This is a genomic window from Kitasatospora sp. NPDC098663 (assembly GCF_044760075.1).
GTDB lineage: Bacteria > Actinomycetota > Actinomycetes > Streptomycetales > Streptomycetaceae > Kitasatospora.
In genome coordinates this window covers 343,892-367,757 of record NZ_JBIWAP010000002.1, presented here as the reverse complement: position 1 = coordinate 367,757, position 23,866 = coordinate 343,892, and the positions used below count along the sequence as shown (strand labels likewise).

The following is a 23,866-nucleotide window of genomic DNA, read 5'->3' as shown; positions in this document are numbered from 1 at the left end:
TCGCGAGGGAGTCCAGGTCAGGCGTCACAACCGACCTTTGGACTCCCTCGCTTCATGTCATGCGCGCCAACGAGCCCTTGGCATCAATCATCTAGCCGGGGGAGGCTTGTCGTGTCCCTGCCCTCTCCGGCGGGGCCACGACGGTGCGAGGCTTGCGTCGACAGGCGACGTCGGACATGAAGGTGGCGTGTTGAATGCGGATGAACAGGGCTCAAGTGGTCATCTCTGTAGTGGCTTTAGCGGTGCTCGCCGCAGGCTGCAGCAAAGACACGAAGGCGGGCGGTGATTCCGACATCGTGGGCGAGCCCGTGGTCCCGCAGATCGGCGCGAACCCGGCAGACGGCTCGCCGGTAACCCATCCGCTGGACGGCTACTCGGTAGGGGCCGAGGAGTCCGCGCTGATCTTCCGAGCCATGGGCCAGGCCACCCGGACCTGCATGACCGCCAAGGGGTTCGACTACGACCCTGGGCCGGCGTCGACACCTCCCCCGCAGACTCCCATCGACACCTCGCTTCTGGGCCTGCTCTCCGTCTCCGCTGCGCAGCAGACCGGGTACCACCGGCCGCCCAGGCCAGAAGGCAACGGCACCTCCGGTACGGGGAATCCGGCCGGGCAGGGCCCCGAATACCAGAAGGCCCTGATGGGGGATCGCGGGACCAAGGCCAGTGCCGCCGATCCCAAGGCAGACCGGGGCTGCATGGGAGAGTTCGAACGGCGGCTCCAGGCGGAGGGCATCAAGAACACCGCCTCGGACTTGGTCGGTACCCTCCGCGCCAAGGCGTACGACCACGCCGCCGTCGACAGCCGGGTCCGCGCCTCGCTCGCGGACTGGCAGAGCTGCATGACCAAGCTGGGTTACAACTACGCGAGTCCGGTACAGGCGAGTTCGGCGGCCTGGCCGGAGCAGGTGTCACAGGAAGAGCGGGACACAGCGGTCGCCGACATGAACTGCAAAGAGCAGGTGAAACTGCTGGCCACCTGGAATGCCGTGCTGACCGCCTACCAGCAGGTGTACATCGGCAGGAACGAGCAGGCCCTCCAAGCAGACAGGGAAATCTCCCAGCAGCGGATCGCCGCAGCCAAGAAGCTGCTGGGCCAGGCATGACGGCGGTGGCAGGCGGCCGTCGCCGTGGTTGGCTCCTGCTGCTCGCCCTGGCCCTCCTCGCCGTCGTCGGATTCGTTGGCACGCTCGCCGCGAACCGGTCGAGTACCGAGAGCGGTGAGGCATTCACAGGTGAACGACTACGCGTCCAACAGGGCTACAGTGACTACTGGAAGGCGATGCTGGTGGCCAATGAGTCCGGTGACGGCTCGGCACTGGCCGATTACGCGGCGGGTGAGCAACTGGAGCTCCTGCGTGCGAACCTGAGCGCCCTGACCAGCGCTGGGCTCGTTGCCAAAGGGTCCGTCGATCACCGGATCCGCAGCATCACGGTGGACGGGAAGTTGGCAACCCTGGTGGACTGCGTCGACGTTGGCAAGTGGATCCAGTACGAGGCGCGGAGCGGAAGAGTTCAACCCGGCCAATTGACGAACCGTCCGAAACAACTGGCGAGTTACACCTTCGCGCCCAGGGATGGCCACTGGCTGGTGACACGGAGCGAGGTGCTGTCGGAGTGCTGAAGGCAGACCAGGGGTGGCTCCCGTGATGCTGCGGTACCAACTTGGGTTCGTTGTCGGCCGATCGTCTCCAACCCCCGTACGTCTCAACGACATCCGACAGGTCATGCTCTTCCCAAGGGCACCATCGAGGAGGAGAGGCACCGTTGACCACGACGACGATGAGCGCTGACGACGACATGACCCAGCCTCTTCCGTCGCCCCCGCCCGCCCGTTCGCGGGCGGCGCGGCGCAGGCGGGTGCTGCTGGGGGTGGCGCTGGCGGCCGCGCTGGTGGCAGTGGGCGGGGTGGGGGCGGCGACGCTGGTGAAGTCCCCGGCGGAGCGGGCCGCGCAGACCGCGCCGCCGCCGAACAGTCTGATCACCGTGCCGGTCGTCAGCCAGGTGCTGACGCCCTCGATCACGGCCCGCGCGGTGGTGTACCCACCCGCGCAGTACAACGTCGTCCCTGTCGCCGCCTCGGCGGAGGTCACCCAACTGTTCGTATCCAAACTGGCCGTGAAGCAGGGGGACGCCGTCGCGGCCGGGAAGCTGCTCGCCGAGGTGTCCGGGAAGCCGCTGTTCGCCCTGCCCGGGGCGGTGCCCGCGTTCCGTGACCTGAAGCCGGGCAGCACCGGGCCCGACGTGGCCGAACTCCAGGACGCTCTGGCCGGATTGGGACACGGCATCGACAGGGACGACAAAGGGACGTACGGGTCGGGTACGGCCGCCGCGGTGTCGGCCTTCTACGGCGGGCTCGGCTACCCGGTGCCGACCACCGGCGCCACCACCCAGCAGGCCGTGGACACCGCGCAGAAGGCGGTGGACACGGACAAACAGACGGTGGACGGCCTCGCGGAGAGGAAGAAGGCGGGCTCCGCCCAGCCGCCGACGGCGACCACTCCGCCGCAGGCCCAGCAGCTGCCCCCATCCGGCGATCTCGACCAGCAACTCGTCAACGCGAAGAAGCAGTTGGCCACCGACCAGGCCGCCCTCGCCAGGGCCAGGGCCGCCAACGGCCCGATGGTCCCGGCCGCCCACGTGCTGTTCCTGCCTGCCCTCCCCGCGACCGTCACCGCCGTCAACGGCGCGGTCGGCTCGCCGGTCTCGGGCACCCTGCTCTCGCTCACCAGCGGCGGCCTGGCCGCCACCGGGCAGCTCACCCCGTCCCAGGCGGCGGGCGTGCAACCGGGCATGGCCGTCGAACTGCTCGCCGAGGACACCAACATCACCGTCCCCGGCACCGTCGCCGACGTCGGCGCCCCAACCAGCACTCCGCCGGCGGGCAGGGTCATCGCCCTCGGCGGCGCGGCGGGCGGCGGCAAGGGCGGCCCCGACGGCGGCGGAGCCCCCAACGGCCAGCCCGGCCAGCCCAACGGCCAACCCGGCGGACAGAGCTACGTCCCGGTGACGATCACCCCGAACACCCCGCTGCCCGCCGCGATGAGCGGCAAGAACGTCCGGCTCACCGTCCTGAAGGCCAAGGCGGGCGCCCCCGTCACCGCCGTGCCGATCGCCGCGGTCTCCACCAACGCGGCCGGCCGGACATCCGTCACCACGGTGGACGCGGCTGGGAACCGCACCACCGTCCCGGTGACCACCGGCGTCACCGCGGACGGCCTCGTGGCCGTCACCCCGGCACAGGGCGCGAACCTCAAGGCCGGCGACCAGGTGGTGGTCGGCAAGTGACCGAACCCGCCACCGAGGCCGGCGACAAGCCCGTGATCGCCCTGTACGGCGTCGGCCGCACCCACCTCGGCCGCCCGCCCGTGGTCGCGCTGCGCCCCACCGACCTGACTGTCCGCCGCGGCGAGTACCTGGCCGTCACCGGCCCGTCCGGCTCTGGCAAGTCCACCCTGCTGCACCTGCTCGGCCTGCTCGACACCCCCACCACCGGCCGCTACGAACTGGACGGCATCGACACCGGCGGCCTGCGCGACAAGGACCGCTCGACGCTGCGCGGGCGCCGGATCGGCTTCGTCTTCCAGTCCTTCCACCTGCTGTCGCACCGCACTGCCGAGGAGAACGTCGCCCTCGCCCAGGTCTACAACCACACCCCGCGCCGCGCCCGCGGCGCCGCCGCTGTGGACGCGCTGCGCCTGGTCGGCCTCGGCCACCGGACGGACGCCCTACCCGGCACCATGTCCGGCGGCGAGCGTCAGCGGGTGGCGATCGCCCGCGCCCTGGTGAACCGGCCGAGCCTGCTGCTCTGCGACGAGCCGACCGGCAACCTGGACTCGGCCAACGCCGGGGCGGTGCTCGTCCAGTTCGACGCACTGCACGAGCGGGGCTACACCCTGGTCGTCATCACCCACGACCCTGCCGTGGCCGCCCGCGCCCAGCGCCGGGTGAGCATCCACGACGGCGTGCTCAGCGAGGCGGGAGCACCCGTCCGGTGATCCGCATCCGACGACGCGGCGGAGCCGTGCTCCCCGAGCCACCCTCCCACCTGAGCGCGCGCGACCTGCTCTCCGAGGCCCTGTCCGGCATCCTCCAGCGCCCGGGCCGCTCGGTGCTCACCATGCTCGGCACGGTGCTCGGCATCGGCGCCTTCGTCGCCGTCCTCGGCCTCACCGCAACCGCCACCGGCCAGATCGGCGAGCGGTTCAGCCTCACCAAGGCCACCACTGTCACCGTCACCGACCAGCCGCGCACCGACGGCGTCGCCCCCGGCGCCAACCCGCCGAGCGACTTCCCCGCCGACGTCGACCACCGGATGGCCGCGATCGACGGCGTCCGGGCCGGCGGCGTCTGGTGGCCGGTGCCCGGGGCCCCGACGGTCTCCCGCCGCCCGGACGGCCCCGACGAGGGCACCGGGCTGTCCGTCCTGGCCGCCACCCCGGGCGCGGTGGCCGCGATGGAGCCGACCCTGACCGGCGGGGTCACCCTGGACGAGTTCGTCCAGAGGACCGCGCAGCCGGTGGTGCTGCTCAGCGAGGCCGCCGCCAAGCGCCTCGGGGTGAGCCGGCTGGACGCCCAGCCGGCCGTCTTCATCGACCGTGTCCCGTACACCGTGGTCGGCATCTACTCGAACGTCCAACGCCAGCCGGGCGCCCTGTTGAGCCTGCTGATCCCGGCGAGTACGGCGCTCGAGCGGTACGGCAACCCGGCCCCGCAGCCGGACCGCGGCGCGCAGGGGCTGGTCGCCACCCGGGTCGGCGCCGCGCCGGTGGTGGCGGCCCAACTCCCGCTCGCGCTGCGGCCGGACGCCCCAGAGGCGTTCACGGTCGTCCCGCCGCCGGACCCGCACAGCCTGCAGGACACGGTGACCTCCGACCTGACCGGACTGTTCCTGGCGCTGGCCGGGATCTGCCTGCTGGTCGGCGCGGTCGGGATCGCCAACACCACGCTGGTCGCCGTCCTGGAACGGACCGCGGAGATCGGCCTGCGCCGCTCCCTGGGCGCCCGCACCGGCCACATCGCGGCCCAGTTCCTCACCGAGTCGACGGCGCTCGGCACCCTCGGCGGGCTGATCGGCACCGGCCTCGGCGTGGTGACGGTGGTCTCCGTCGCCGCCGCCCGCGACTGGACCGCCGTCCTGCAGCCCGCCACCACCCTGCCCGCCCCGCTCATCGGCACGGTCGTCGGCCTCCTGGCCGGCCTCTACCCGGCCCTCCGCGCCGCCCGCACCGACCCGCTGAAGGCCCTCAGGAGCACATAGGCGGGGGCGGCGGTAATGTCCCGCGCATGTAGGAAGGACTTGACTCCGTCGACTGGGCCCGGCCGGGACACAACTACGGGTCGACTGAGGACACGGTGCTTGCCGGTATGGGGCTTGCCTGCGTTGGCCCGGTCTGCGAGCGTGTCCTCCAGCCGCCGCGACATGTCGTCGGAGATGGTGAGCAGTTCTTCGAGGTCCCTGGGCTGCCGCAGCAGCCGGTCGGGGTGGTAGACGATGATGTGGCGGAACTCCCGCTCGCCCACGCCGGCGAGGAGTTCCTGGAGCCGCGGTGGAAAATGGCGCCCCCACGCCACCCTGGTGACCGTATCGCCCGACCGGCTGTGAAACAGGGATTCGTCCGATCTTCCCGACGGACGTAGGGTCGCCGGTATGCGACTGAGCACCGTGATCCTCCCCATCCACCGGTGGGGCGAGGGGCAGAAGATCTGGCGGCGGGCCGAGGAGCTCGGGTTCCACGCCGCGTACACCTATGACCACCTGTCGTGGCGGTCGTTCCGGGACGAGCCGTGGTTCGGGTCGATCCCGACACTGACGGCGGCGGCCACCGCGACCGAGCGCCTGCGGCTCGGGACGCTGGTGACCTCGCCGAACTTCCGCCACCCCGTGACACTGGCGAAGGAGCTGATCACGCTGGACGACGTGTCCGGCGGGCGGGTCACGCTGGGGATCGGGGCCGGCGGGACGGGCTTCGACGCGACGGCGATGGGCCAGGAGGCGTGGTCGCCGAAGGAGCGGGCGGACCGGTTCGGGGAGTTCCTGCCGCTGCTGGACGAGCTGCTGCGCACCGACGCCACGACGCGCGAGGGCACGTACTACTCGGCGGTCGAGGCGCGGAACATCCCCGGCTGCGTGCAGACCCCCCGGGTGCCGTTCTACGTCGCCGCGACCGGGCCGCGCGGGCTGCGGCTGGCGGCCGAGTACGGGCAGGGCTGGGTGACGTACGGCGACGCGAAGGGCCCCGCGGACGTGCCGGTCGAGCAGGCGCCCGGCGTGATCGCCGCGCAGATCGCGAAGCTGACGGCCGTCTGCGAGGCACGGGGCCGGGACGCCGCGACGCTGGAGAAGGTGCTGCTCCAGGGCTCGACCGCCGAGAAGCCTCTGCAGTCGCTGGACGCCTTCGTGGACTGGGCCGGTACCTACCGCGACCTGGGAATCACCGAGTTGGTGATCCACTGGCCCGTCCCGGACTCGATCTTCGAGAACGACCTCGCCGTCTTCGAGAAGATCGCCACCGAGGGCCTCGCCCAGCTGGCCTGATCAAGGATTCGCTTCACGTGGTTCGCGCCGCCGACCCACGCGGAGCGACCAGTCCGCCGGCGGCCGACGGGCCGTTGGCGGACAAGCGGCGACACTCAGCCGTCTCGGCCCTGGGTGACCACGGACTCCGTTCCATCGGGCGTCGCGCCGACGCCCGACCCGGCCCACTCGGCCGGCCTTCTTGCCGCCGGGATCACGGCACTCGGACGCATGCCGTCGACCCTGCGTGTTCACTCCGGCAGGTGAGGTTTCGAGCGACCCTCGGCGACGGCGCCTTCACGACCGCTACCGTGGCGCCATGGGTGCGGCGGGCAGGGCGGGCCGAGCTTTCGGCCATGCCGGATGAGGGCCACCGTCGATGCCTACGGCGAGAGCCGAGCAACTCGCACATCACTGCTTCGGAACCGGCTTGTGGGGAGACCAGGACATGGCGATCGCCGTTCGGGGCGCGGATCACGGCGAGCGCTCGCTCACCGACCTGATCGAGCGCTGCGCCGAGTTGAAGGGGGAGCTGGTCGCCTTCGCGCAGGGTGCGCGCTTCGATCGGTGGTTGACTCCCCTGCTGCTGGAGGCCGCCGGGCCTGAGCGGCTGCTGGACGAGGGTGAGGCGGTCCGGATCACCGACCACTTCATCCTGCGCTTCCGCCTGCCGGACGGTTCGACGGTGGTGGACCGGTTCGTCGGTGGGCGGCGGGACTTGGACGGAATCGACCGGGAGATGCTGCTCGGCTGGCGGGACCCGGTCGAGGGGATCTTCGAGATCCGCCGCAAGGACGGGGATGCCCTCGTCCTGCTGAACCTGATCGACGACCTGGAGTACCGCACGTACTCGAACGCCGGACGGGCCGCTTTCCGCGGAGTGACGAAGGGAGGGTTCCTCCACACCTGCCTGGTGCCGGTCTTCTCGGCCGACGGGACGTGGCTGGTCTCCGGGGCGATGTCGTTCTACCCCAGGTCCAGCGCCACCGAGATCGCCCGGGCGGCACTCCAGTTGGCCACCAGCCACCCCGAACTGGTCTTCCGCAACCCCGAGAAGATCGAGCAGGGATGGGAGTCGATGCGGGCGGACCGGGACGCGTTCGTCGAGTTCTTCGGCGGTGACGAACTGGTCCTTCCGCCCGCCGAAGCCGAGGAACGGCTCAACGCCTACTACCGGCACCGGCAGGAGGACGCCGCCGCCGGGCATCCCGACCGCGCCCGGGGCAGGCGGCTCCCGGGCCTCGACTTTCCGGCTTTCGAGCTGCCGCGGGACCTCGCGGACGCGGACACCATCGGAGTCGTCTACGACGAGGTCGACGGGCTCAACTTCTACGCGGACTACGGGCTGTTGCGGGACCTCTTCGCCGATCCTTCCCTCACCGGCCGCAGGCAGCACCAGGACCTGCTGCGCGTCTATCTGCGCGAGGAGTCGATCACGCCACTGCCGATCCGCCGGCTGGCCGCCGCCCACCCGGAATCGGTCGACGCGGTGTTCCGGAAGCTGCTGCGGAAACCCGGGTTCACCTGGGGCGAGCACGGCGAGGAACTGTTGCGCCGGCGCAAGCCCTGGTACTACGCGCAGGAGCCCCGGCCCGGCGTCTCCGTCGTCGGCGAGCGCCTCGGCGAACTGGCGGCCGGCGGGCAACGGCAGCGGTTCACCAGCGCACGGCGCGTGCCGGGCCGACCCCGTCGCCCGTAGCCGCGAACGCCGTGGCCGCCGCCGTGGCGCCGTGGCGCCGCGAACGCCGTGCCGCCGTGGCCGCCGTCGTCAGAAGTCCGTTGAAGGGCGGCCGGTCAGAGCTGGCGCGCGATGGGGACGGTGGCGGTGCCGCGCCGGCGGGCGTCGCGGCGGGCGAGGCCGGGGGATTCGCCGGTGCCGAGGATCCGGCCGTCGGCGATCGCGATCCAGGTGCCCGGTGCCAGCTCGGTGGGCCGGGTGAGGGACAGGGCCGACGTCAGGGCGGGGTCCGGCTGGAGGCGGTCGGGGTGCGGGGCCGGCGACGCGGTGCCGGCGCGCCAGCGGGCCGTCGTCCGCTCGCCGCCCAGCCGGCGTGACCACAGCACGTGCTGCAGCACGATCAGGGGGCCGAGCACGGTCAGCAGCGGGAAGCCCGCCGTCAGCGCGCCCAAGGCGAACAGCCCGCTGACCGCGCTGGTCACGACCACGCCGACGGCTGCCGCCAGCAGCGCGGCCGTCCGTCCGAACGCCTTGGCGGCGACCAGGGGGAACAGTACGAGGAGCAGCAGGTCGCCGAGGCCCACGGCGACCGGCGGGCTGCCGCCCGTCAGGACGAGCATCGGGGCGAACGGCCGTCCCTGGACCTGGGTGACGAAGTTCGCGGTGACCTGCGTCAGGGTGGTCGCGACCAGGTCGTAGCAGGTCAGGACGGCGGCCAGGCCGGCCGCGTGCGCCGATCGCATTCCGCTCTGCGTCCACAGGTTGGCCACGCCCACCACCGCGACGGCGAGCATCACGTCGGTGCAGGCGCGCACCGCGGCGGGGTGGCCGCTGCACGCCGCCGTGGCACCGGCGGCCACGAGGGCGAGGCCCCAGGCCCAGCGGCCGGAGCAGACCGGCGCCAGGGTGAACTGCACCGCCAGGCAGAGCACCAGGCCGAACAGCGCCGAGACGACCACGCCCGGCAGCTTGAGGTAGAGCAGCGGCGCCAGCACGACGCCGACGCACAGGACGGCGATGTCGCCCGAGGTGTAGACGCCCACCGGAGGCCTGGGCATCCGCACGCGGGCCAGGTACCCCCCGGCCGCGGCCATCAGCAGGGCCACGCAGCAGCTCAGGGCGATGAGGGGGATCGCGTTCATGCGCCGCTCCCGGCCCGGGCGCCGACCGGACGGGCCGACTCGAAGGTGTGTTCCCGCAGGTCCGCGCGGACCGGACTGGACGGCGGCAGTTTCGACCGGTCGTCGTGGAGCACGATGCCGGCCAGCGGCAGCCCCGCCGCCGACGCCCGCTCCTCCAGCCTGCGGTGCAGTGTCGCCGCGGGCAGCGCCCGGACCAGGAGGTGCAGCAGCGCACCGCCGTCCGGCTCCTCGGTCAGCGTGTACCGGGCCGGCAGCGGCACGTCCGGCTCCCCCTCGACCAGGTCGAGGACGTCCCTGGTCGGTACGGAGGCGCTGAGCGGCCCCGACCAGCGGCCCAGGACGGCGGACGTGGCCGGCAGGTGCGCCCACTCGCACCCGGTCTCGCCGACGGGCAGCCGGACCAGGTCGCCGGTGGCGTAGCGCAGCAGCAGGGTGCACTCCCGGTAGGGCACGAAGGGGGTGTGCACCAGCATCCCGACCTCCCCCGGCGCGGTCGGCTCCCAGGTCTGCGGGTCGAGCACCTCCAGGTGCCCGAACTCGGTGGTGTGGTGCAGATGCCCCTGGGAGCACGGCGTGCCGCCGGAGGGGAGCGTCTCCGTCATCAGGTAGGACGTGGACACCGGTGCGCCGAACGCCGCTTCGGCCCGCTCCCGCAGGGGGGCCGACAGCACCTCGCCGCCCACCCCGATGCTCTCCAGCCCGAAGTCCGCGGACCGCCACCCGCCCTGTTCGGCCTCCTGCACGAGCGCGGAGAGGTACGACGCGGAGGCGGTGAGGTGGGTGATCTGCGGGGCCTTGCCGGGCAGGCCGAGCGGTGCGGCGAGGCGTTCCAGGGCGAGCGCGGGGTCGATCGTCCCGAACTGGACGAACGAGGCGCCGACCCGGGTGGTGGACTCCTCCGCGACGACCAACGGCAGGGTGGCCCTGGAGCAGCCCGCGTAGGCCACGGTGTGCCGGGGGCGCAGCCCGAGGGTCAGGGCCGCCGAGATGGTGCTGAGGGCGATCGTCGTCTCCAACTCGGCCCGGGAGTACCAGACCGCCGTCGGGGTTCCGCTGGTGCCGGTGGTCAGCGCCATCAGGGCGGGCGCGGCGGCGGCGGAGACGAACGCGGCGGGCAGGCCGCGCAGGGCCGCCTTCGGGGTGACGGGCACCCGCGACCAGGTCTCCGTGTCGAGCGTCTCGGGGTCGATCCCGAGGTCGTCGAAGGTCCGCCGGTAGTAGGCCGTGTGGCGGACGGCGGCGCGCGCGGTGGCCCGCAGGCTCCGCCGGGTGACCGTGCGCCGCACCTCCGGGTCGACCTGACCGGCCTGCCCGGGCAGCAGCGCCGAGTCCGCGCCCGGTTCGCCGAACTCGGCGAGCGTACGGACCATGTCGTCGGCGATCCGCCCGAGGTCCTGCGGCCGGATCCTGCGGTTGAGCAGAATCGATGCGCCGTACCGGAGTTGACTCACCGCAGTGCCGAACACGAGACCTCCTGGAACCTGGGCCGGGGATGCTCACCCCGGCCCAGGCCGGGACGACTCGGTCAGGCCATGTGCGCGAACATGGCGGCGGTGAGGGTGCTCAGGGCGTACTTGAAGTAGTGCTTGACCATGTCAAGACCTCCTGGTGGGGGTGGCCGGCGCGGCCGAGCACGCCCCGATGACGTGTGCCGGCGCCGGCGGGTGGGGAGTGCAGTTTAGGGAATCGAACAAACCTCGACCAGGGGTGAGGCAGCATCAAATTCCTTGCCCTGGAGGGGCAGTGCCGCAGCTAGGGGTGCGGGCGGGTGCGCTGGGCCGGGAGGCGGGGCTCGGGGGCGCGGCGGGCGATCTCGGCGAGGGTGTGGAAGAGGACGTCGCCGAGCAGGACCGGCTCGCGGGAGGCGTCCGGCGAAACGTCCGCGGAAGCGTCTGCGGAGACGTCCGCGAAGACGTCCCGGGAGCCGGCCGGGGAGGCGGCGGGCGGGATGGTCGGGGGAGGCTCGTCTCGGAGCTGGCGAGTGGGCATGGCTCTTCCTGCCGACGGGGTGGCCGTGCACACTCCTGCCCGTCGCGCCCCGGGGACACCCCGGCCGGCGGGCGAATAGGCCGGAAACGGCGCCTCGGGGACCGAAAGCCACAGGTCCGGCGGGTCGGCGGCCCGGTCCCGCCGGTTCGGCGGCGCCGTCCCGCGGGGCCGCGACGAGGTCCGTCCGCGCCGGTGACCGGTGTGGCACCGATGGGCGAAGATGGACCGGTGACCGAAGCCCGTACCGCCCCCCGCCTCATCGCCACCGACCTGGACGGCACCCTGCTGTGCGCCGGCGGCACCGTCAGCGAACGCACCGCCGCGGCCCTGGCGGCCGCGGAGGCGGCCGGGGTGCAGGTGGTGTTCGTCACCGGGCGGCCGCCGCGCTGGATGCAGCAGGTGAGCGCCCACATCGGCGGCCACGGGGTGGCGATCTGCTCGAACGGCGGCGCGGTGGTGGACGTGCGGCGCGGTGAGCTGCTGGAGTCGTTCCCGCTGCCGGTGGAGACCACCCTGGCGGTGGTCGAGGTGCTGCGCGCCAAACTGCCCGGCACCGCGTTCGCCTTCGAGTACCCGGACGGGTGGGCCCGCGAGCCCGAGTACGCGGTGCCGATGTGGGGCGACGACCTGGAGCACGCGGTCGGCCCGGCGGAGAAGCTGCTGAGCGCCGGCGGGCCGGTCCGGGGCCTGTTCAAGCTGCTGGCCAAGCACCCCGACCTCGACCCGGACACGTTCCTCACCCAGGCCCGGGAGGTGGCCGGGCACCTGGCCGAGATCACCCGCTCGGCGCCGATCCCGCTGCTGGAGATCAGCGCGCCCGGCGTCACCAAGGCCAGCACGCTGGCCCGTTGGTGCGCCGGGCACGGGATCGACCGGAGCGAGGTGGTGGCCTTCGGCGACATGCCGAACGACCTGGAGATGCTGGACTGGGCCGGCACCGCGTACGCCGTCGCCAACGCGCACCCGCAGGTGCTGGCGGCGGTGCCGCTGCACACCGTGAGCAACGAGCAGGACGGCGTCGCGGCGGTGCTGGAGGAGCTGCTGCGGCTGCCCTGAAGGCGTGCCGCCGGAGCCCTGGACAGGGCCTAGCCGAAGCGGCCGTTCACGTAGTCGGAGGTCCGCTGGTCGCGCGGGTTGCCGAAGACCTGCGCGGTCGGCCCGGCCTCCACGATCCGGCCCGGGGTGTCGTGGGTGGCCAGGAAGAAGGCGCAGGTCTGCGAGACGCGCTGGGCCTGCTGCATGTTGTGGGTGACGATCACGATGGTGAGCCGCCCGCGCAGTTCGGCGATGGTCTCCTCGACCCGCCGGGTGGAGGTCGGGTCGAGCGCGGAGCACGGCTCGTCCATCAGCAGGATGTCCGGCGAGACCGCCAACGACCGTGCGATGCACAGGCGTTGCTGCTGCCCGCCGGAGAGCGCGCCGCCCGGGGTGTGCAGCCGGGTGGAGACCTCGTCCCAGAGCCCGGCGCGGCGCAGGCTGGTCTCCACCAGGTCCCGGCGCTCCTCCTTGGAGACCTTGATCCCGGCCAGCTTCAGGCCGCTGGCGACGTTGTCCTGGATGGACATCGCCGGGAACGGGTTGGGCCGCTGGAACACCATGCCGATCCGGCGCCGCACCTCGGCGGGGCGCCGGCCGGGGCGGTAGACGTCGTCGCCCTCCAGCAGCACCTCGCCGGCGAGCGCGGCGCCGCGCACCATCTCGTGCATCCGGTTGAGGATCCGCAGGTAGGTGGACTTGCCGCAGCCGGACGGGCCGATCAGCGCGGTGACCTCGCCGGCCGGCATCGCCAGCGAGACCCGCTCCAGCACCTTGCGGGCGCCGAACCAGGCGGAGACCTCCCTGGTCTCCAGCCCGGCCAGCGGCTCGCCGCCGGGATGCGGGGCCGGCGGCAGCGGCGGGAGGGTGAGGGTGTCGGCGGCCGGGTCGGTCGCCGGGGTGTCGACCGTGCCCAGGCCGGTGGTCGGGGTGTCGGTCATCGGTGCATCCGTCATCGGTACGGCCTTCCGGGCGCGCTTCAGTAGAGGTTGGGCAGCAGGGCGGCGGCGTTCTCGTAGACCGCCCAGAGCAGCGCGCCGAGCACCGGCGCGAGGCTCAGGTAGGCCGCCGAGGCCCGCCAGTACCGGGCCAGCAGGAGCGCGCCGAGCACCGCGCCCAGCAGTCCGAGCGACCACAGCTGCAGTGTGGCCAGCGCGCCCTTGTCGGCGGCCAGCGCCTTGTCGTACGGGACGGTCCGGGGCCGGCCGCCGGGGTTCTGCTCGGGGTCGCCGTCCAGCCGGGCGCCGACCATCACGGTCGAGCCGGGGATCCAGTCCGAGTCCCCGGTGACCAGGACGAGCCGGTTGCGGGCCGGGTCGGTGATCGGGTGGTCGCCGTCGCCGTACACGTTGACGGTGTAGGTGAACTTGCCCTGCCCGGTGGTGGCCTCGATCTTGTCGCCGACCCGGAGCCCGGACAGTTCGGCGAAGGGCGCGCCGAAGGTGGCGCCGCGGCCGAACAGCACCGCGACGCCGCCCTGGCCGGGCAGGGCGGTGTCCCGGCGGTGGCCGGGCCCGCGCATGAGGTCCCGGCCGGTGGTGCCCTCGACCACGACGGCCTGGTGCAGGCCGATCGCCGGGATGTCCAGCAGGGCCACCGGGGCGCCGTCGGCGGCGGCCCCGGTGGGGGCGACGGCCCGGGCGAGCTGGTCCCGGAAGGTCTTGTACGCGGTGGACTGGAAGTGCCGTTCCTGGACGTGCGAGAGCGTGAACAGGTAGCCGACGAAGCCCAGCACCAGCGCGGCCAGCAGGCTGGCCACCCGGGCGCCCTGGAGGAGGCGGCGCCGCGCGGGGGCGGCGGCGGGCCCGGCCGCGGGGGTCGCGGCGGGCGGGCCCGCGGGCGTGGCCGGCCGCGCGGGGGCGGCCGGCTTCTCCAGCACCGGGGCGGTCACGAGGCGCCGTCCGAGGACTTGCGCCGGCGCAGCAGCCGCCGGCCGAGCAGCGGCGGGACGAGCACCACGGCGAGCAGTTCGAGGGCGGTGAGCGTGCTCAGCGTCCAGTCCTCGGGCCTGCCGGCCACCTCGACCACGTTCGCCGCGACCTCGGTGCTGCCGCCGCGTCCGCGGGCGACCACCTGGCCGGTCTGCGGGTCGACCACGTCCTCGGTGCCCGGGTCGCCCGGTGCGGCGTCGGCCGCGTTCGGGTCCGTGCCGGCCGCGCCGTCGGCCGCCGCGGCGCCGTCGCCGGTGCCGCCGGTGCCCGCGCCGCCACCGCCCGTGCCGCCGGCGCCGCCGGCCGCACCACCGCTCGTACCGTTGCCGGTCCGGCCCGTGCCACCGCCGCTGCCGCCGCCCGTGCCGCCCGTACCGCCGCTGCCACCGGGGCCGCCGGCCGCGCCGCCGCCGGTGCCGCCGCTGCTGGAACCGCCGGTGCCCGAACCGGACTTGACCGCCTGGCCGCCCTGCACGGTGCAGTCCAGCGGAGCGCCCTGCTTGTCGCAGGGGCTGGGCTGCGGCGCGTTCTTGAGGACGGTCAGCTCACCGGCGGAGTTGAAGGTCGGGTTGGCGCAGTTGGACAGGGTGTCCGGGTCGACCGGGCTGGCGTTGCCGGGGATGCTCCTCGTCTGCAGCAGGCCGCCCTTGACCAGGCCGCGCGGGATCGGCGAGTAGCCGAGGCCGTCCGCCTCGCCCTGCCCCTCGCACAGCACGTAGGCGAGGAAGCGGCTGAGGGCACTGCCCTTGTCGTTGTTGAAGCGGGGCGGCGGGGGCAGCGCGGCCCCGGAGCGCGGCACGATCACGTAGCTGTAGCTGGAGATCGGGTAGGAGCGCGGGTCGTCCATGGTGTAGACGCCGTCGAGGTTCTGCTGCAGGTAGTTCGGGTCGGACACCGGGGTGTTGTCGTCGACGCCGCGGATCTTCGCCGCGGTGAGCGCCACGGCGACGTTGGAGGCGGTCGGCAGCGAGTAGTAGCCGGCCTGGTTGAGCACCTTCACGACCGGCCAGTTGCTGCGCTTGGCGAAGGCGTACTCGTCGTAGCCGATGGTGCCGAGGCCGGAGGAGGCCTTGATGTAGCCGGCGACGACGTCCGAGCCGTTCTGGGCGACCATCCGGCCGGACGGCGGGAAGAACTCGGTGTAGTCACCGCAGGAGACGCCGTTGACGGAGGAGCAGTACGCGTCCCACTGGTCCTTGTGGGTGTGCTCCATCCAGCGGGTGAACTGCGCGGTGGCGCCGGAGCCGTCCGAGCGGACCACCGGGGTGATCGGCAGGTTGGGCAGCGTCTTGCCGTAGTCGGCGGTGATCTTCGGGTCGTTCCAGTTGGTGATCTTGTTGGTGAAGATGTCGACGACGGTCTGCGGCGAGAGCCGCAGGTCGCGGACCTGCTTGCCGCCGACCACCAGGTTGTACATGAAGGTGGTGCCGCCGGCGGTGATCGGCACGTACGAGAAGCCGTAGGTCGGCTGCTCCGCGCTGCCCTGGCCGTTGCGGCGGCCCGCGTCGTTCACACCGGCGTCGGGCGTGGTGCGGAACGGCACGTCGGAGGCGGTGAAGTCGTTCTGCCCGAGGGTCCAGGAGTTGCGGCCGGCTGCCGAGCCGACCGGGTTGAAGCTGATCTGGATGCCCTGCGACCCGACGTCCTGGCGCCACTGGTCGATGGCCGGACCGGCCCAGCTGGAGCCGTCCGCGCTCAGCGCGACGCTCGCCGCGAAGGCCCGGGATCCCGGCCCCAGCAACGGCGCGGCCGCGAGCAGCAACAGGGACATCAGCAGGGCGAGCGCGCGGGCCACGGGGCGGCCGGCAGCCTCCCACGACATGGGGACTCCTCTGGGACGGAGGGTGGTTGGGTGGGTCATCAGCTGTTCCCGGGGAGTGGGACGGCGGTGGCCGACGTGTGGGCGGACGCGGTCCGCGCCATCGCCGGACGGACGGTGTCGGACGGCCGGGCGGCTCGTGCGGCGGCCTCTGCGCGCCGCGCCTCCAGGTCGATCCGGCGCTTCTGACGCCTGGTCAGCTCGCCCGGCTTGCGGCCGCCGAGCACGCGCGCGGTGACGAAGAGGATCAGCACCAGGACCATCAGGGTCAGTCCGGCCGCGAAGGCGCGGGCGACCATCTCGGGGTAGGGCTGCTTGACGTAGTTCCAGATGTACAGCGGCAGCGACACCTGGTGCTCGTGGAGCGGGTCGGCGTTGAACTGCGAGGTGAAGCCCGAGGTCAGCAGGACCGGCGAGGTCTCGCCGACGCCGCGCGCCATGCCGAGCACCACCGCCGTCACCAGACCGGGCCGGGCGGTGGGAAGGACCACGTTCCACACCGTGCGCCACTGGCTGCCGCCGAGCGCGTACGAGGCCTCCCGCAGGGTGCCGGGCACCAGCCGGATGACCACCTCGGCGGCCCGGGTGACGATCGGCATCATCATCACGGTCAGCGCCAGCGAGGCCGCGAAGCCGCTCTTCTCGAAGCCGAAGGTGATGATGAAGACGCCGAGGATGAACAGGCCGGCCACGATGGAGGGCAGCGCGGTCATCGCCTCGACCAGCGTCCGCACCGGGCGCGCCAGCCGGCCGCCGACCTCGGACATGAAGATCGCCGCCGCGATGCCCAGTGGCACCGCGAACAGCGTTGCCAGGCCCAGCTGTTCGAGCGAGCCGACGATCGCGTTGAGCGCGCCGCCGGAGGTGATCGGGGAGAGCGCGGCGGTCCGCTCCATCGACTCGGTGAAGAAGTTGAGGTGCTGGGCCGCCTCGAAGCCGCGGCTGGCCACGTAGCCGATCTGGTCGACGATCAGCGCGACCACCAGCAGCCCGGAGCTCCAGGAGGCCACCGACACCAGCCGGTCGCGCACCATCAGCCTGCCCCACTGGAGCCGGCCGAGCGCGAAGTAGCCCGCCAGGAACAGCAGGTACCAGCAGACCAGGAAGCCGAACGCGCCGCTGAACGGCAGCACCCGCTCGTACAGCGCCCAGTTCAGCGCCAGCGAGCCGACCAGTGAGCCGGCCACGGTGAACACGTCCTCGCGGGTCACACCGCCGAGCCGCACCTTGGTCTGGGAGCGCGGTGGCGCGGCCTCGGCAGGTGCCTCGGCGGGGCCGGAGGGCGTCGGACCTCCGGGCCCGGACGCGGCGACCGGTGGCAGGTCGAGCGTGGTCATCGGGTCGTCCCTTCGACGCGGTGGGTCATGTCGGTACGCCGCCTCAGTCCGCGGTGGAGGCCCCGGAGCGGGACCGGTTGATCACGAAGCCGGCCGCCACGTTGACCAGCAGGGTCAGCGCGAACAGCACCAGGCCGGCTGCCATCAGCGCGGAGAGCGAGAGCGCGTCCGACTCGCCGAAGCGCAGCGCGATGAGCGCCGAGATCGAGTTGGCGCCGTTCTCCAGGATGTGCGTGATGGTCTTGAAGCTCGGCGAGACGATCAGCGCGACCGCGATGGTCTCGCCCATCGCCCGGCCGAAGCCCAGCATGATCGCGCCGATCACCCCGCCCTTGCCGAACGGCAGGACCACCGCGCGCACCATCCCCCAACGGGTCGAGCCCAGCGCGTACGCGCCCTCCCGCTCGCCCTGCGGGGCCTGGGAGAACACCTCGCGGCTGAGCGAGGTCACGATCGGGATGATCATCAACGCGACGACCACGCCCGCGATGAAGGTGGAGGAGGTGTAGGAGGTGCCGATGTCGCCGGTGCGCACCTTGAGGAAGGGGATCGTGTCCCCGAGGTGGTTGGTCAGCCAGCGGACGAAGCCGATGATGCGCGGCTGGAGGAAGAACAGCCCCCACAGGCCGTAGATGATGCTGGGGATCGCCGCCATCAGGTCGATCAGCGAGATCAGCGCCGCCCGCAGCCGGACCGGCGCGTACTCGGAGATGAAGATCGCGGTGAAGAGGGCGACCGGGACGGCGATCACCAGGGCGATGACGGCGATCAGCAGGCCGTTCGGCAGGACGGCCGCGATGCCGAAGTTGTGCGCGGCGGTCTGCCACTTCTGCTCGGTCAGGAAGGACCAGCCGACCGCGCGCAGCGCGTCCGTGCCCCGCAGGATCAGGAAGAACGCGATCATCCCCATGATCGCGAAGACCGAGAGCCCGGCGACCCGCAGCACCCCGCGGAACACCCGGTCGCCCGGGGTCGCGGGGGCGGTGATGGTGCGCGGGACGTCCCGGTCGGGCCCGTGGCCGGGTTGGCCTGGCACCCCGGCGTACGGTGCCGCTGGCTCGGCGGCGGATGTCATGGTCTGCTCTCCGTGCTCGGGTGCGGGGGACGGATCCGGTGCGTACCCATTCGGCCAGCCACAGGTGGCCGGATCGGGTCGTGCGCGTGTACGAGGGCCCAACGCGGCACCTCGGTGGCGGAGTTGGGAACTCCAGATGGCCGGGCCGGAACGGCGGATGACGGGTCTGTGCTGGGGCTTCTCACCCAAGTCCTCTGATGTGGAAGGAATTTGCCTTCGATCACGCGCGGCCGGACCATTGGCCGATTCCATCCCAAGCGCAACGCGCGTTGACTCCAGGCGACTTCAGCCAGGCGACTTCAGCCAAGCGAAAACGACTCGGCGGGGCCGAAACGGCGGCCCCGCCGAGTCGTGCTTCGGTGATTCTGTTGTGTCACCGCGTCAGACCGTCGCGGACGACGGCCGGAGCGTCACGGACGGCGGCGCAACCGCGACCAGCCCTTCCGCACCTCCGCCAGCGCCCGCGCCCCGGCGGGCGTCCCGCCCAGGAAGAGGACCGCCGGACCGCCGACCAGCAACACCAGGCCGCCGATCAGCGCGACGGGCAGCAGCAGCCGCGCGGCGCCGGAACGGTCGGGCGCCGGAGTACCGGCGGCGACGGGCGCGACGGACAGCGGCTTGCCGGGCGTGCTGGGCGTCGCACCGGGCTTGGCACCCGCACCGGCACCCGCAGCCGCTCCGCCCGCCGCGGTTCCACCGGCCGCCGTTCCCGCTCCACCGGACGCGGAGCCCGCACCGGTGCCGGACAGGCCACCGGTGGAGGAGCCGCCGGACCCGCCGGACGACTGGTCCCCGGTCTCGCCGGAGGCCGCGGCCCCGCTCCCGCCGGACGCTCCGCCCTCACCGACCTGGGTGACCGGGGCGACGCCCTGCCCACCCCCCGTACCGGAGGCCGGCGTCGAACCGTCGCCGCCGGTCGCGGGCGGGTTCGGCGGCGCGGCCTGGTTGCCGGGCAGCTTGGCGTCCTGCGCCTCCAGGTGGCCGATCGCGTCCCCGGCCTGGGTCCGCTGGGCGGCGGTCAGGGCGAGGAAGCCGGGGGCGAGGTGGCCGGGCTCGTACCCGTAGACCTGGCCGGTGGTGGTCACCGCGCGCATGAACTTGGTCATCGCGGCGACCTTGCCGGCCGCGACGTCCTTGGTCGGGAGCATCGCGTACTGCACGGCGGTCAGCGGGTAGGCCTTCTGGTCGCGCGAGAGGGCCGAGTCGGACGCGCCGTACGGCAGGGACTGCACGCCGGTGGCCTGGTCGACGGTCATGTCGGCGACGGCCGCCTGGAAGCCCGGGCCGTCCGGCGAGACGAAACCGCCGGCCGGGTTGAGCAGTTGGGCCTCGGGCAGCGAGTAGGCCTTCGCCTCACCGGTGTCCATGACGGCGAACAGGGTCCGCTTGCCGATCTTGAGCGGCGGGCACAGGTCGTGCGAGCCGTCCGACTTCGTGTCCCCGTTGACGCAGTTGGGCTGGTTCCACAGCACCTTGCGCACCACGTCGTTCAACCCGGTCGAGATCGGGTTCCACTCGAACTGCTTCCAGTTGCGCTTGGCGTCCTCCTTCGCGTCCGGGATCCCCGAGGAGTCCTGCCGGACGAGGGAGTCGGTCGGGTAGCCGGAGAAGGCGGGGCGCAGGTAGAAGCTGTCCACGTGCATGCCCCACGGGTCGGACTCGCCGTCCAGGAAGCGCACCGCGTCCGGGTCCGAGGCGATCCACGACGTCAGCTGGTACGTCATGTCCGCCGTCCCGCCGAACACCGTCGGGGTGGTGTTGTTCGAGAGGCAGCCGGTGGGCCAGGAGACCGTGCCGTCCGAGGGCAGCGGGTTCAGCTTCTGGAACTCCGGGTCGTCGAAGACGCAGATCGGGTTGCCCTTCACCGACGGGATCGCGGCGCCGGGCGAGGCGTAGGACTGCGTGAGCAGCTTGGCCAGCAACCGCGCGTTGAGCTTCATGCTCCTGATCTGCCGACCGGTGTTCGGGTCGTCCACGACGAACACCACGGAGATTCCCGAGGTCGCGATCGGCGCGTACACGTACGGGCGCGGTGGCGGCGCCTGGGTGTCCGGCCGGGACGCCAGCGCCATGTCGCCGCCGCCCGACAGGAAGTCCGTGCGGGCCTGCGCGTCACCGTTCGCGAAGCCGTACGTGAGCGACATCGGCTCGGTGCCCTGGCACAGCCCGGCCTGCCACTGCGCCATCGCCCGCTTGGCCGGTTCGAGTCCGGCCACCCGGAAGGCCGCGTGCTGGTCCGGACAGGCCGCCGCCGTGGGGGCGAACTCCAACGGCACCACCGCGCGGCGCTCCCAGGAGCACTGCTCGGACGTCTTCATGTTCGTGTAGCGGTTGATGGTGCCGTTGAGCTTCAGGTCGGACGCCATGCCGAAGTCCAGGTCCAGGCTGTGGTTGTCACAGCCGAGGACGCCCTTGCGGGTCTTGTCCGCCCAGGCGATGGAGTCGCCGCCGTAGTTGGGCTCGACGACCAACGAGCACGGGTGCTTGTCGTCACAGCCCAGGGTGGGGCTCTGGTCGGCCGTGTAGAGCTCGAGGTCCGCGAAGCCCGAACCGTCCGCGCCCGTGATCGAGACGACCATGTTCGACGGGTAGTCGGGGAAGGTCGTCCCGGGCGCGGGCGTCTTCTGCTGGAAGCCCGCCGCCGCGTCGGCGTTGTACAGGGTGCTGTCGTAGCAGTCGGTGACCTTGGGGTCGGTGCCCCGGCACTGGTACACCCGCACCTGGTAGAAGGGCTGCTCGCTGCGCGGCGCCGGCCCGTTCAGCCAGGGGTCGCCGTTGGCGTCCGAGGTCGGGGTGAACCCCTTCCAGCTGACGTGCACCACCTGGTTGACCAGGTTCTTGGTCTGCGCGACGCTCACGCTGCCCTCGGGGCCGTACACGCCGTCGTTCGGCTGCCACACCTTGGGCCCCGGCACCGTGACGGCGGAGCCCTCCGCCACGGCCTGCGGCAGCGCCCCCAGGCCGATCGGCAGCACGCCGACAGCGACCACCGACGACCACACCATCGCGAGAGCGGGCAGTCGGCGGCGCCAACGGCCCATGGGTCTCCGGTCGGGCGGTCGGACTCTCATGGCGGGCACCTCCGTGCGATTGCGCGCCGCCGGGAGACGCGGCGCAGGGGATCGGGCATCGAGCGGCCGACGATTCCGGTACCCGTCCATTCGGCCAGCCGCAGATGGCCGGATCCGGTCGCCCGCGTGTACGAGGCCACAACGCGGCACCTCGGTAGCGGAGTTGACGCCTCCACGGAAAAACAGGCCCGCGCCTGTCGGCACGGGCCTGGACCAACCTGCGGGCGGTGCTCAGCCGTTGAAGGTCAGCGCGAAGGAACCGATCGCCTGACCGTTCGTGAAGAAGGAGGTGTTCAGCTTGCTGTCGAGGAACTGCGCACCCGCGGCGTCCACGGTGAGGGCGGAAGCGGTCAGCGACTGCGTGGTACCGCTCTGCTCGGTCCGCTGGAGGCCGGCCGGCTTGAACAGCAGGACCGGGTCGGTGGCGCCGTCCGGCACACCGGTGAGGCGCCAGTCGTCGGCGCTGAACGCGAGCTGCTTGAAGAGCACGCTCTTGCCGGTGAAGACGTCGACGAACAGCAGGCTGCCGCCGAGCGTCGCGTTGCCGTAGTAGCCGCGCAGGTTCACGCTGCCGCCGGTCACCGGGAGGCTCGTCGCCAGGCCCGCGGTGGTGTTGTAGGAGACGCTGGCGTTCGGCAGCGGAACGATGAACACACCGTTTCTCGCCGCGGCCTGGAGGAAGGTGTTGTTCTCGGTCACCACGGCGCTGCCGGTGGGGACGGGAGCGGTGTCGGCCGCGGCCACGCCGCCGAAGGCGGTGACGGCGAGGACGACCGCGACGCCGCCGGCGAGGAACCGACCGGTGGTACGGGACATGCTGGGCTCCTTGGGAGAGGAAGGTTTCGCGCTGAGGGTGGAGAACCGGTCCGAGGGCCGGCCGACGGGTCCGACCGGAGCCGGCCCGTTCCCTTCGAGACGTCCCGCCGGTGGGCCGGCGGCCACGGGCGCGAAGCCCGTGGCCGCCGGATGGTGCGGGGTGGATCAGGTGCGGGGTGGATCAGGTGCGGGGTGGATCAGGTGCGGGGTGGATCAGGTGCGGGGTGAGTCAGGTGAGGGTGGATCAGGTGAGGGTGGCGACACCGCAGGCCGGGGTGGCCAGGAAGCCGTAGCTCGCCAGGTCGGCGGCGGCGACCGGGTCGTTGCAGATCCAGCCGTTGGAGCCGAAGATCGCCTGGAGCGCCTGGCCGTGCGCGTCGGTCGCCGTCCACTCGGTGTCGCGGATCACGTTGTAGACCACGCGGCCGAAGGAGGAGTTGGCGAACTTGGTGTTGATCACGTTGTTGGTGACCGGGGTCAGGGTGGCGCCGTTGACCACGATGTTGCGCAGGGTCAGGCTGCCGGGGGCGTCGGTCGCCGTGCCGTGGCCGCCGACGGTCTGGCCGAGGTAGTGGGCGACGGAGTAGGGGAAGACGACGTTCGGGTCGGTCAGGTTGGCGTCGGTGCCCTCGTTCTCCTCCGGGCCGGTGGTGACACAGGCGCCGGGGGTGGTCACGCCGATCGCACCCAGGAAGAAGGAACGCGTGCCGGAGTCGGCCTGCGGCAGGAACGGCTTGATGGTGGCGTTCGGCAGGCTCGCGCTGATCTGGTTCCAGTTGGTGGTGGTGCAGTTGTAGATCGCGGTCAGCTGCGCGGAGGTCAGCTGCGCCGGGGCGTTGCCGTTGCTCGGGGCGGACCAGCTGACGGCGTCCTTGGCGAGCGCGACGAAGTCCAGGCCGTGGGCGTCGGTGGCCGCCGGGCCGCGCGAGGAGCGGGCGAAGTCCACGGTCGCGCTGGTGTTGGCGACCAGGGCCTTGATGCCGGCGCCGGAGCCGTTCGGGCGGGCGATCGAGGTGGCACCGGTCTTGGTGGTGATCGGCGAGGTGCCGGTCGCGTCCCAGCTGTACAGGCGCGGCGCGGTGGAACCGGCACCCAGGGAGGCGTTGTAGTCGGCCGAGAACTGGTTCAGCAGGACCTGGATGGTGTCCGAGCCGACACCCACGATGTCCTGGGCGGCCGGGGTGACACCGGCGGCCGGGTCGGCGATGGCCGAGCCCGAGGCGACGGTGGCGAGGGAGGTCGCCAGGGCGGCAACGGTGAGCAGCTTGGCAGCGGTCTTACGCATGTTTCTCTTCCTCCGGTGGGAGAGACGTCCATCGCGTGAACCCGTGCTCTGGTTGGGAGCCCGGGGCCGGTGGCCGCGTCCGCTGCGGCCGCTCCGGCAGTGCAGATCCTGTCCGGCCCGGAGGTTCCGCCGGAAGGGAGGTCGAGGGCGGGTCGGGATTGTCGACTCATC

Annotated in this window: 19 protein-coding genes; 8 read left to right on the top strand and 11 right to left on the bottom strand. The window is 72.5% G+C overall.

The genetic code is table 11. The annotated features are described in order from the left end of the window. Window positions 1-194: 194 nt before the first annotated feature. The 7 genes from ACIQVZ_RS03695 to ACIQVZ_RS03665 all read left to right on the top strand — a co-directional run bounded on the left by ACIQVZ_RS03695 (window position 195) and on the right by ACIQVZ_RS03665 (window position 8,216). Window positions 195-1,106, top strand: a complete 912-nt coding sequence (locus tag ACIQVZ_RS03695; protein ID WP_350880697.1) for a hypothetical protein — start codon at window positions 195-197, stop codon at window positions 1,104-1,106. Beyond that, complete coding sequence (locus ACIQVZ_RS03690; RefSeq protein WP_350880699.1) at window positions 1,103-1,624, top strand: hypothetical protein; 522 nt, start codon at window positions 1,103-1,105, stop codon at window positions 1,622-1,624. Before ACIQVZ_RS03695 ends, ACIQVZ_RS03690 begins: the two co-directional genes overlap by 4 nt. A 143-nt stretch (window positions 1,625-1,767) precedes the next feature. Further along, a complete protein-coding gene (locus ACIQVZ_RS03685; RefSeq protein ID WP_402446862.1) occupies window positions 1,768-3,288 on the top strand; it encodes a peptidoglycan-binding protein in 1,521 nt (506 codons plus the stop codon). Then, window positions 3,285-3,998 (top strand): ABC transporter ATP-binding protein, encoded by a 714-nt coding sequence (locus ACIQVZ_RS03680; RefSeq protein WP_402446860.1) that lies wholly within the window; start codon window positions 3,285-3,287, stop codon window positions 3,996-3,998. The genes ACIQVZ_RS03685 and ACIQVZ_RS03680 overlap by 4 nt, the downstream gene beginning before the upstream one ends. Next, window positions 3,995-5,260 carry an ABC transporter permease gene (locus ACIQVZ_RS03675; protein ID WP_402446858.1) on the top strand — a complete coding sequence of 422 codons (1,266 nt, stop codon included), beginning with the start codon at window positions 3,995-3,997 and terminating at the stop codon, window positions 5,258-5,260. Before ACIQVZ_RS03680 ends, ACIQVZ_RS03675 begins: the two co-directional genes overlap by 4 nt. A gap of 390 nt (window positions 5,261-5,650) precedes the next feature. Then, the gene (locus ACIQVZ_RS03670; protein WP_350880707.1) at window positions 5,651-6,538 is read left to right on the top strand and encodes an LLM class flavin-dependent oxidoreductase; all 888 of its coding nucleotides are present in this window, start codon (window positions 5,651-5,653) and stop codon (window positions 6,536-6,538) included. A gap of 427 nt (window positions 6,539-6,965) precedes the next feature. After that, window positions 6,966-8,216 (top strand): hypothetical protein, encoded by a 1,251-nt coding sequence (locus ACIQVZ_RS03665; RefSeq protein WP_402446856.1) that lies wholly within the window; start codon window positions 6,966-6,968, stop codon window positions 8,214-8,216. A gap of 95 nt (window positions 8,217-8,311) precedes the next feature. Here ACIQVZ_RS03665 and ACIQVZ_RS03660 read toward each other — a convergent pair whose 3' ends face one another. The 3 genes from ACIQVZ_RS03660 to ACIQVZ_RS03650 form a co-directional block, all read right to left on the bottom strand. After that, window positions 8,312-9,337, bottom strand: coding sequence for a hypothetical protein (locus tag ACIQVZ_RS03660; protein WP_402446853.1), 1,026 nt, complete (start codon window positions 9,335-9,337; stop codon window positions 8,312-8,314). After that, window positions 9,334-10,803, bottom strand: coding sequence for a phenylacetate--CoA ligase family protein (locus tag ACIQVZ_RS03655; RefSeq protein ID WP_402446851.1), 1,470 nt, complete (start codon window positions 10,801-10,803; stop codon window positions 9,334-9,336). Before ACIQVZ_RS03655 ends, ACIQVZ_RS03660 begins: the two co-directional genes overlap by 4 nt. A 286-nt stretch (window positions 10,804-11,089) precedes the next feature. Further along, the gene (locus ACIQVZ_RS03650) at window positions 11,090-11,326 is read right to left on the bottom strand and encodes a hypothetical protein (protein WP_402446848.1); all 237 of its coding nucleotides are present in this window, start codon (window positions 11,324-11,326) and stop codon (window positions 11,090-11,092) included. Window positions 11,327-11,536: 210 nt separating this feature from the next. On the opposite strand from ACIQVZ_RS03650, the gene ACIQVZ_RS03645 reads away from it, so the two are divergent. Next, on the top strand, window positions 11,537-12,382 hold the full coding sequence (locus tag ACIQVZ_RS03645) for an HAD family hydrolase (protein WP_402446845.1): 846 nt from the start codon (window positions 11,537-11,539) through the stop codon (window positions 12,380-12,382). A 29-nt stretch (window positions 12,383-12,411) separates the two neighbouring features. Here ACIQVZ_RS03645 and ACIQVZ_RS03640 read toward each other — a convergent pair whose 3' ends face one another. The 8 genes from ACIQVZ_RS03640 to ACIQVZ_RS03605 all read right to left on the bottom strand — a co-directional run bounded on the left by ACIQVZ_RS03640 (window position 12,412) and on the right by ACIQVZ_RS03605 (window position 23,695). Next, complete coding sequence (locus tag ACIQVZ_RS03640) at window positions 12,412-13,302, bottom strand: phosphate ABC transporter ATP-binding protein (protein ID WP_350876919.1); 891 nt, start codon at window positions 13,300-13,302, stop codon at window positions 12,412-12,414. A 38-nt stretch (window positions 13,303-13,340) separates the two neighbouring features. Continuing rightward, window positions 13,341-14,252 (bottom strand): class E sortase, encoded by a 912-nt coding sequence (locus ACIQVZ_RS03635; protein WP_350876917.1) that lies wholly within the window; start codon window positions 14,250-14,252, stop codon window positions 13,341-13,343. After that, the gene (locus tag ACIQVZ_RS03630) at window positions 14,249-16,114 is read right to left on the bottom strand and encodes a substrate-binding domain-containing protein (protein ID WP_402446841.1); all 1,866 of its coding nucleotides are present in this window, start codon (window positions 16,112-16,114) and stop codon (window positions 14,249-14,251) included. Before ACIQVZ_RS03630 ends, ACIQVZ_RS03635 begins: the two co-directional genes overlap by 4 nt. 38 nt (window positions 16,115-16,152) lie before the next feature. Next, window positions 16,153-17,448 carry a phosphate ABC transporter permease PstA gene (gene pstA, locus ACIQVZ_RS03625; protein ID WP_350876913.1) on the bottom strand — a complete coding sequence of 432 codons (1,296 nt, stop codon included), beginning with the start codon at window positions 17,446-17,448 and terminating at the stop codon, window positions 16,153-16,155. 43 nt (window positions 17,449-17,491) lie between these two features. After that, window positions 17,492-18,523 (bottom strand): phosphate ABC transporter permease subunit PstC, encoded by a 1,032-nt coding sequence (gene pstC, locus ACIQVZ_RS03620; protein ID WP_350876910.1) that lies wholly within the window; start codon window positions 18,521-18,523, stop codon window positions 17,492-17,494. Between the two features lie 410 nt (window positions 18,524-18,933). Continuing rightward, a complete protein-coding gene (locus ACIQVZ_RS03615; RefSeq protein WP_402446838.1) occupies window positions 18,934-21,594 on the bottom strand; it encodes a hypothetical protein in 2,661 nt (886 codons plus the stop codon). Window positions 21,595-21,825: 231 nt separating this feature from the next. Continuing rightward, on the bottom strand, window positions 21,826-22,410 hold the full coding sequence (locus tag ACIQVZ_RS03610) for a hypothetical protein (RefSeq protein WP_350876906.1): 585 nt from the start codon (window positions 22,408-22,410) through the stop codon (window positions 21,826-21,828). A 244-nt stretch (window positions 22,411-22,654) separates the two neighbouring features. Further along, window positions 22,655-23,695 (bottom strand): substrate-binding domain-containing protein, encoded by a 1,041-nt coding sequence (locus ACIQVZ_RS03605; protein ID WP_350876904.1) that lies wholly within the window; start codon window positions 23,693-23,695, stop codon window positions 22,655-22,657. Window positions 23,696-23,866 lie beyond the last annotated feature (171 nt).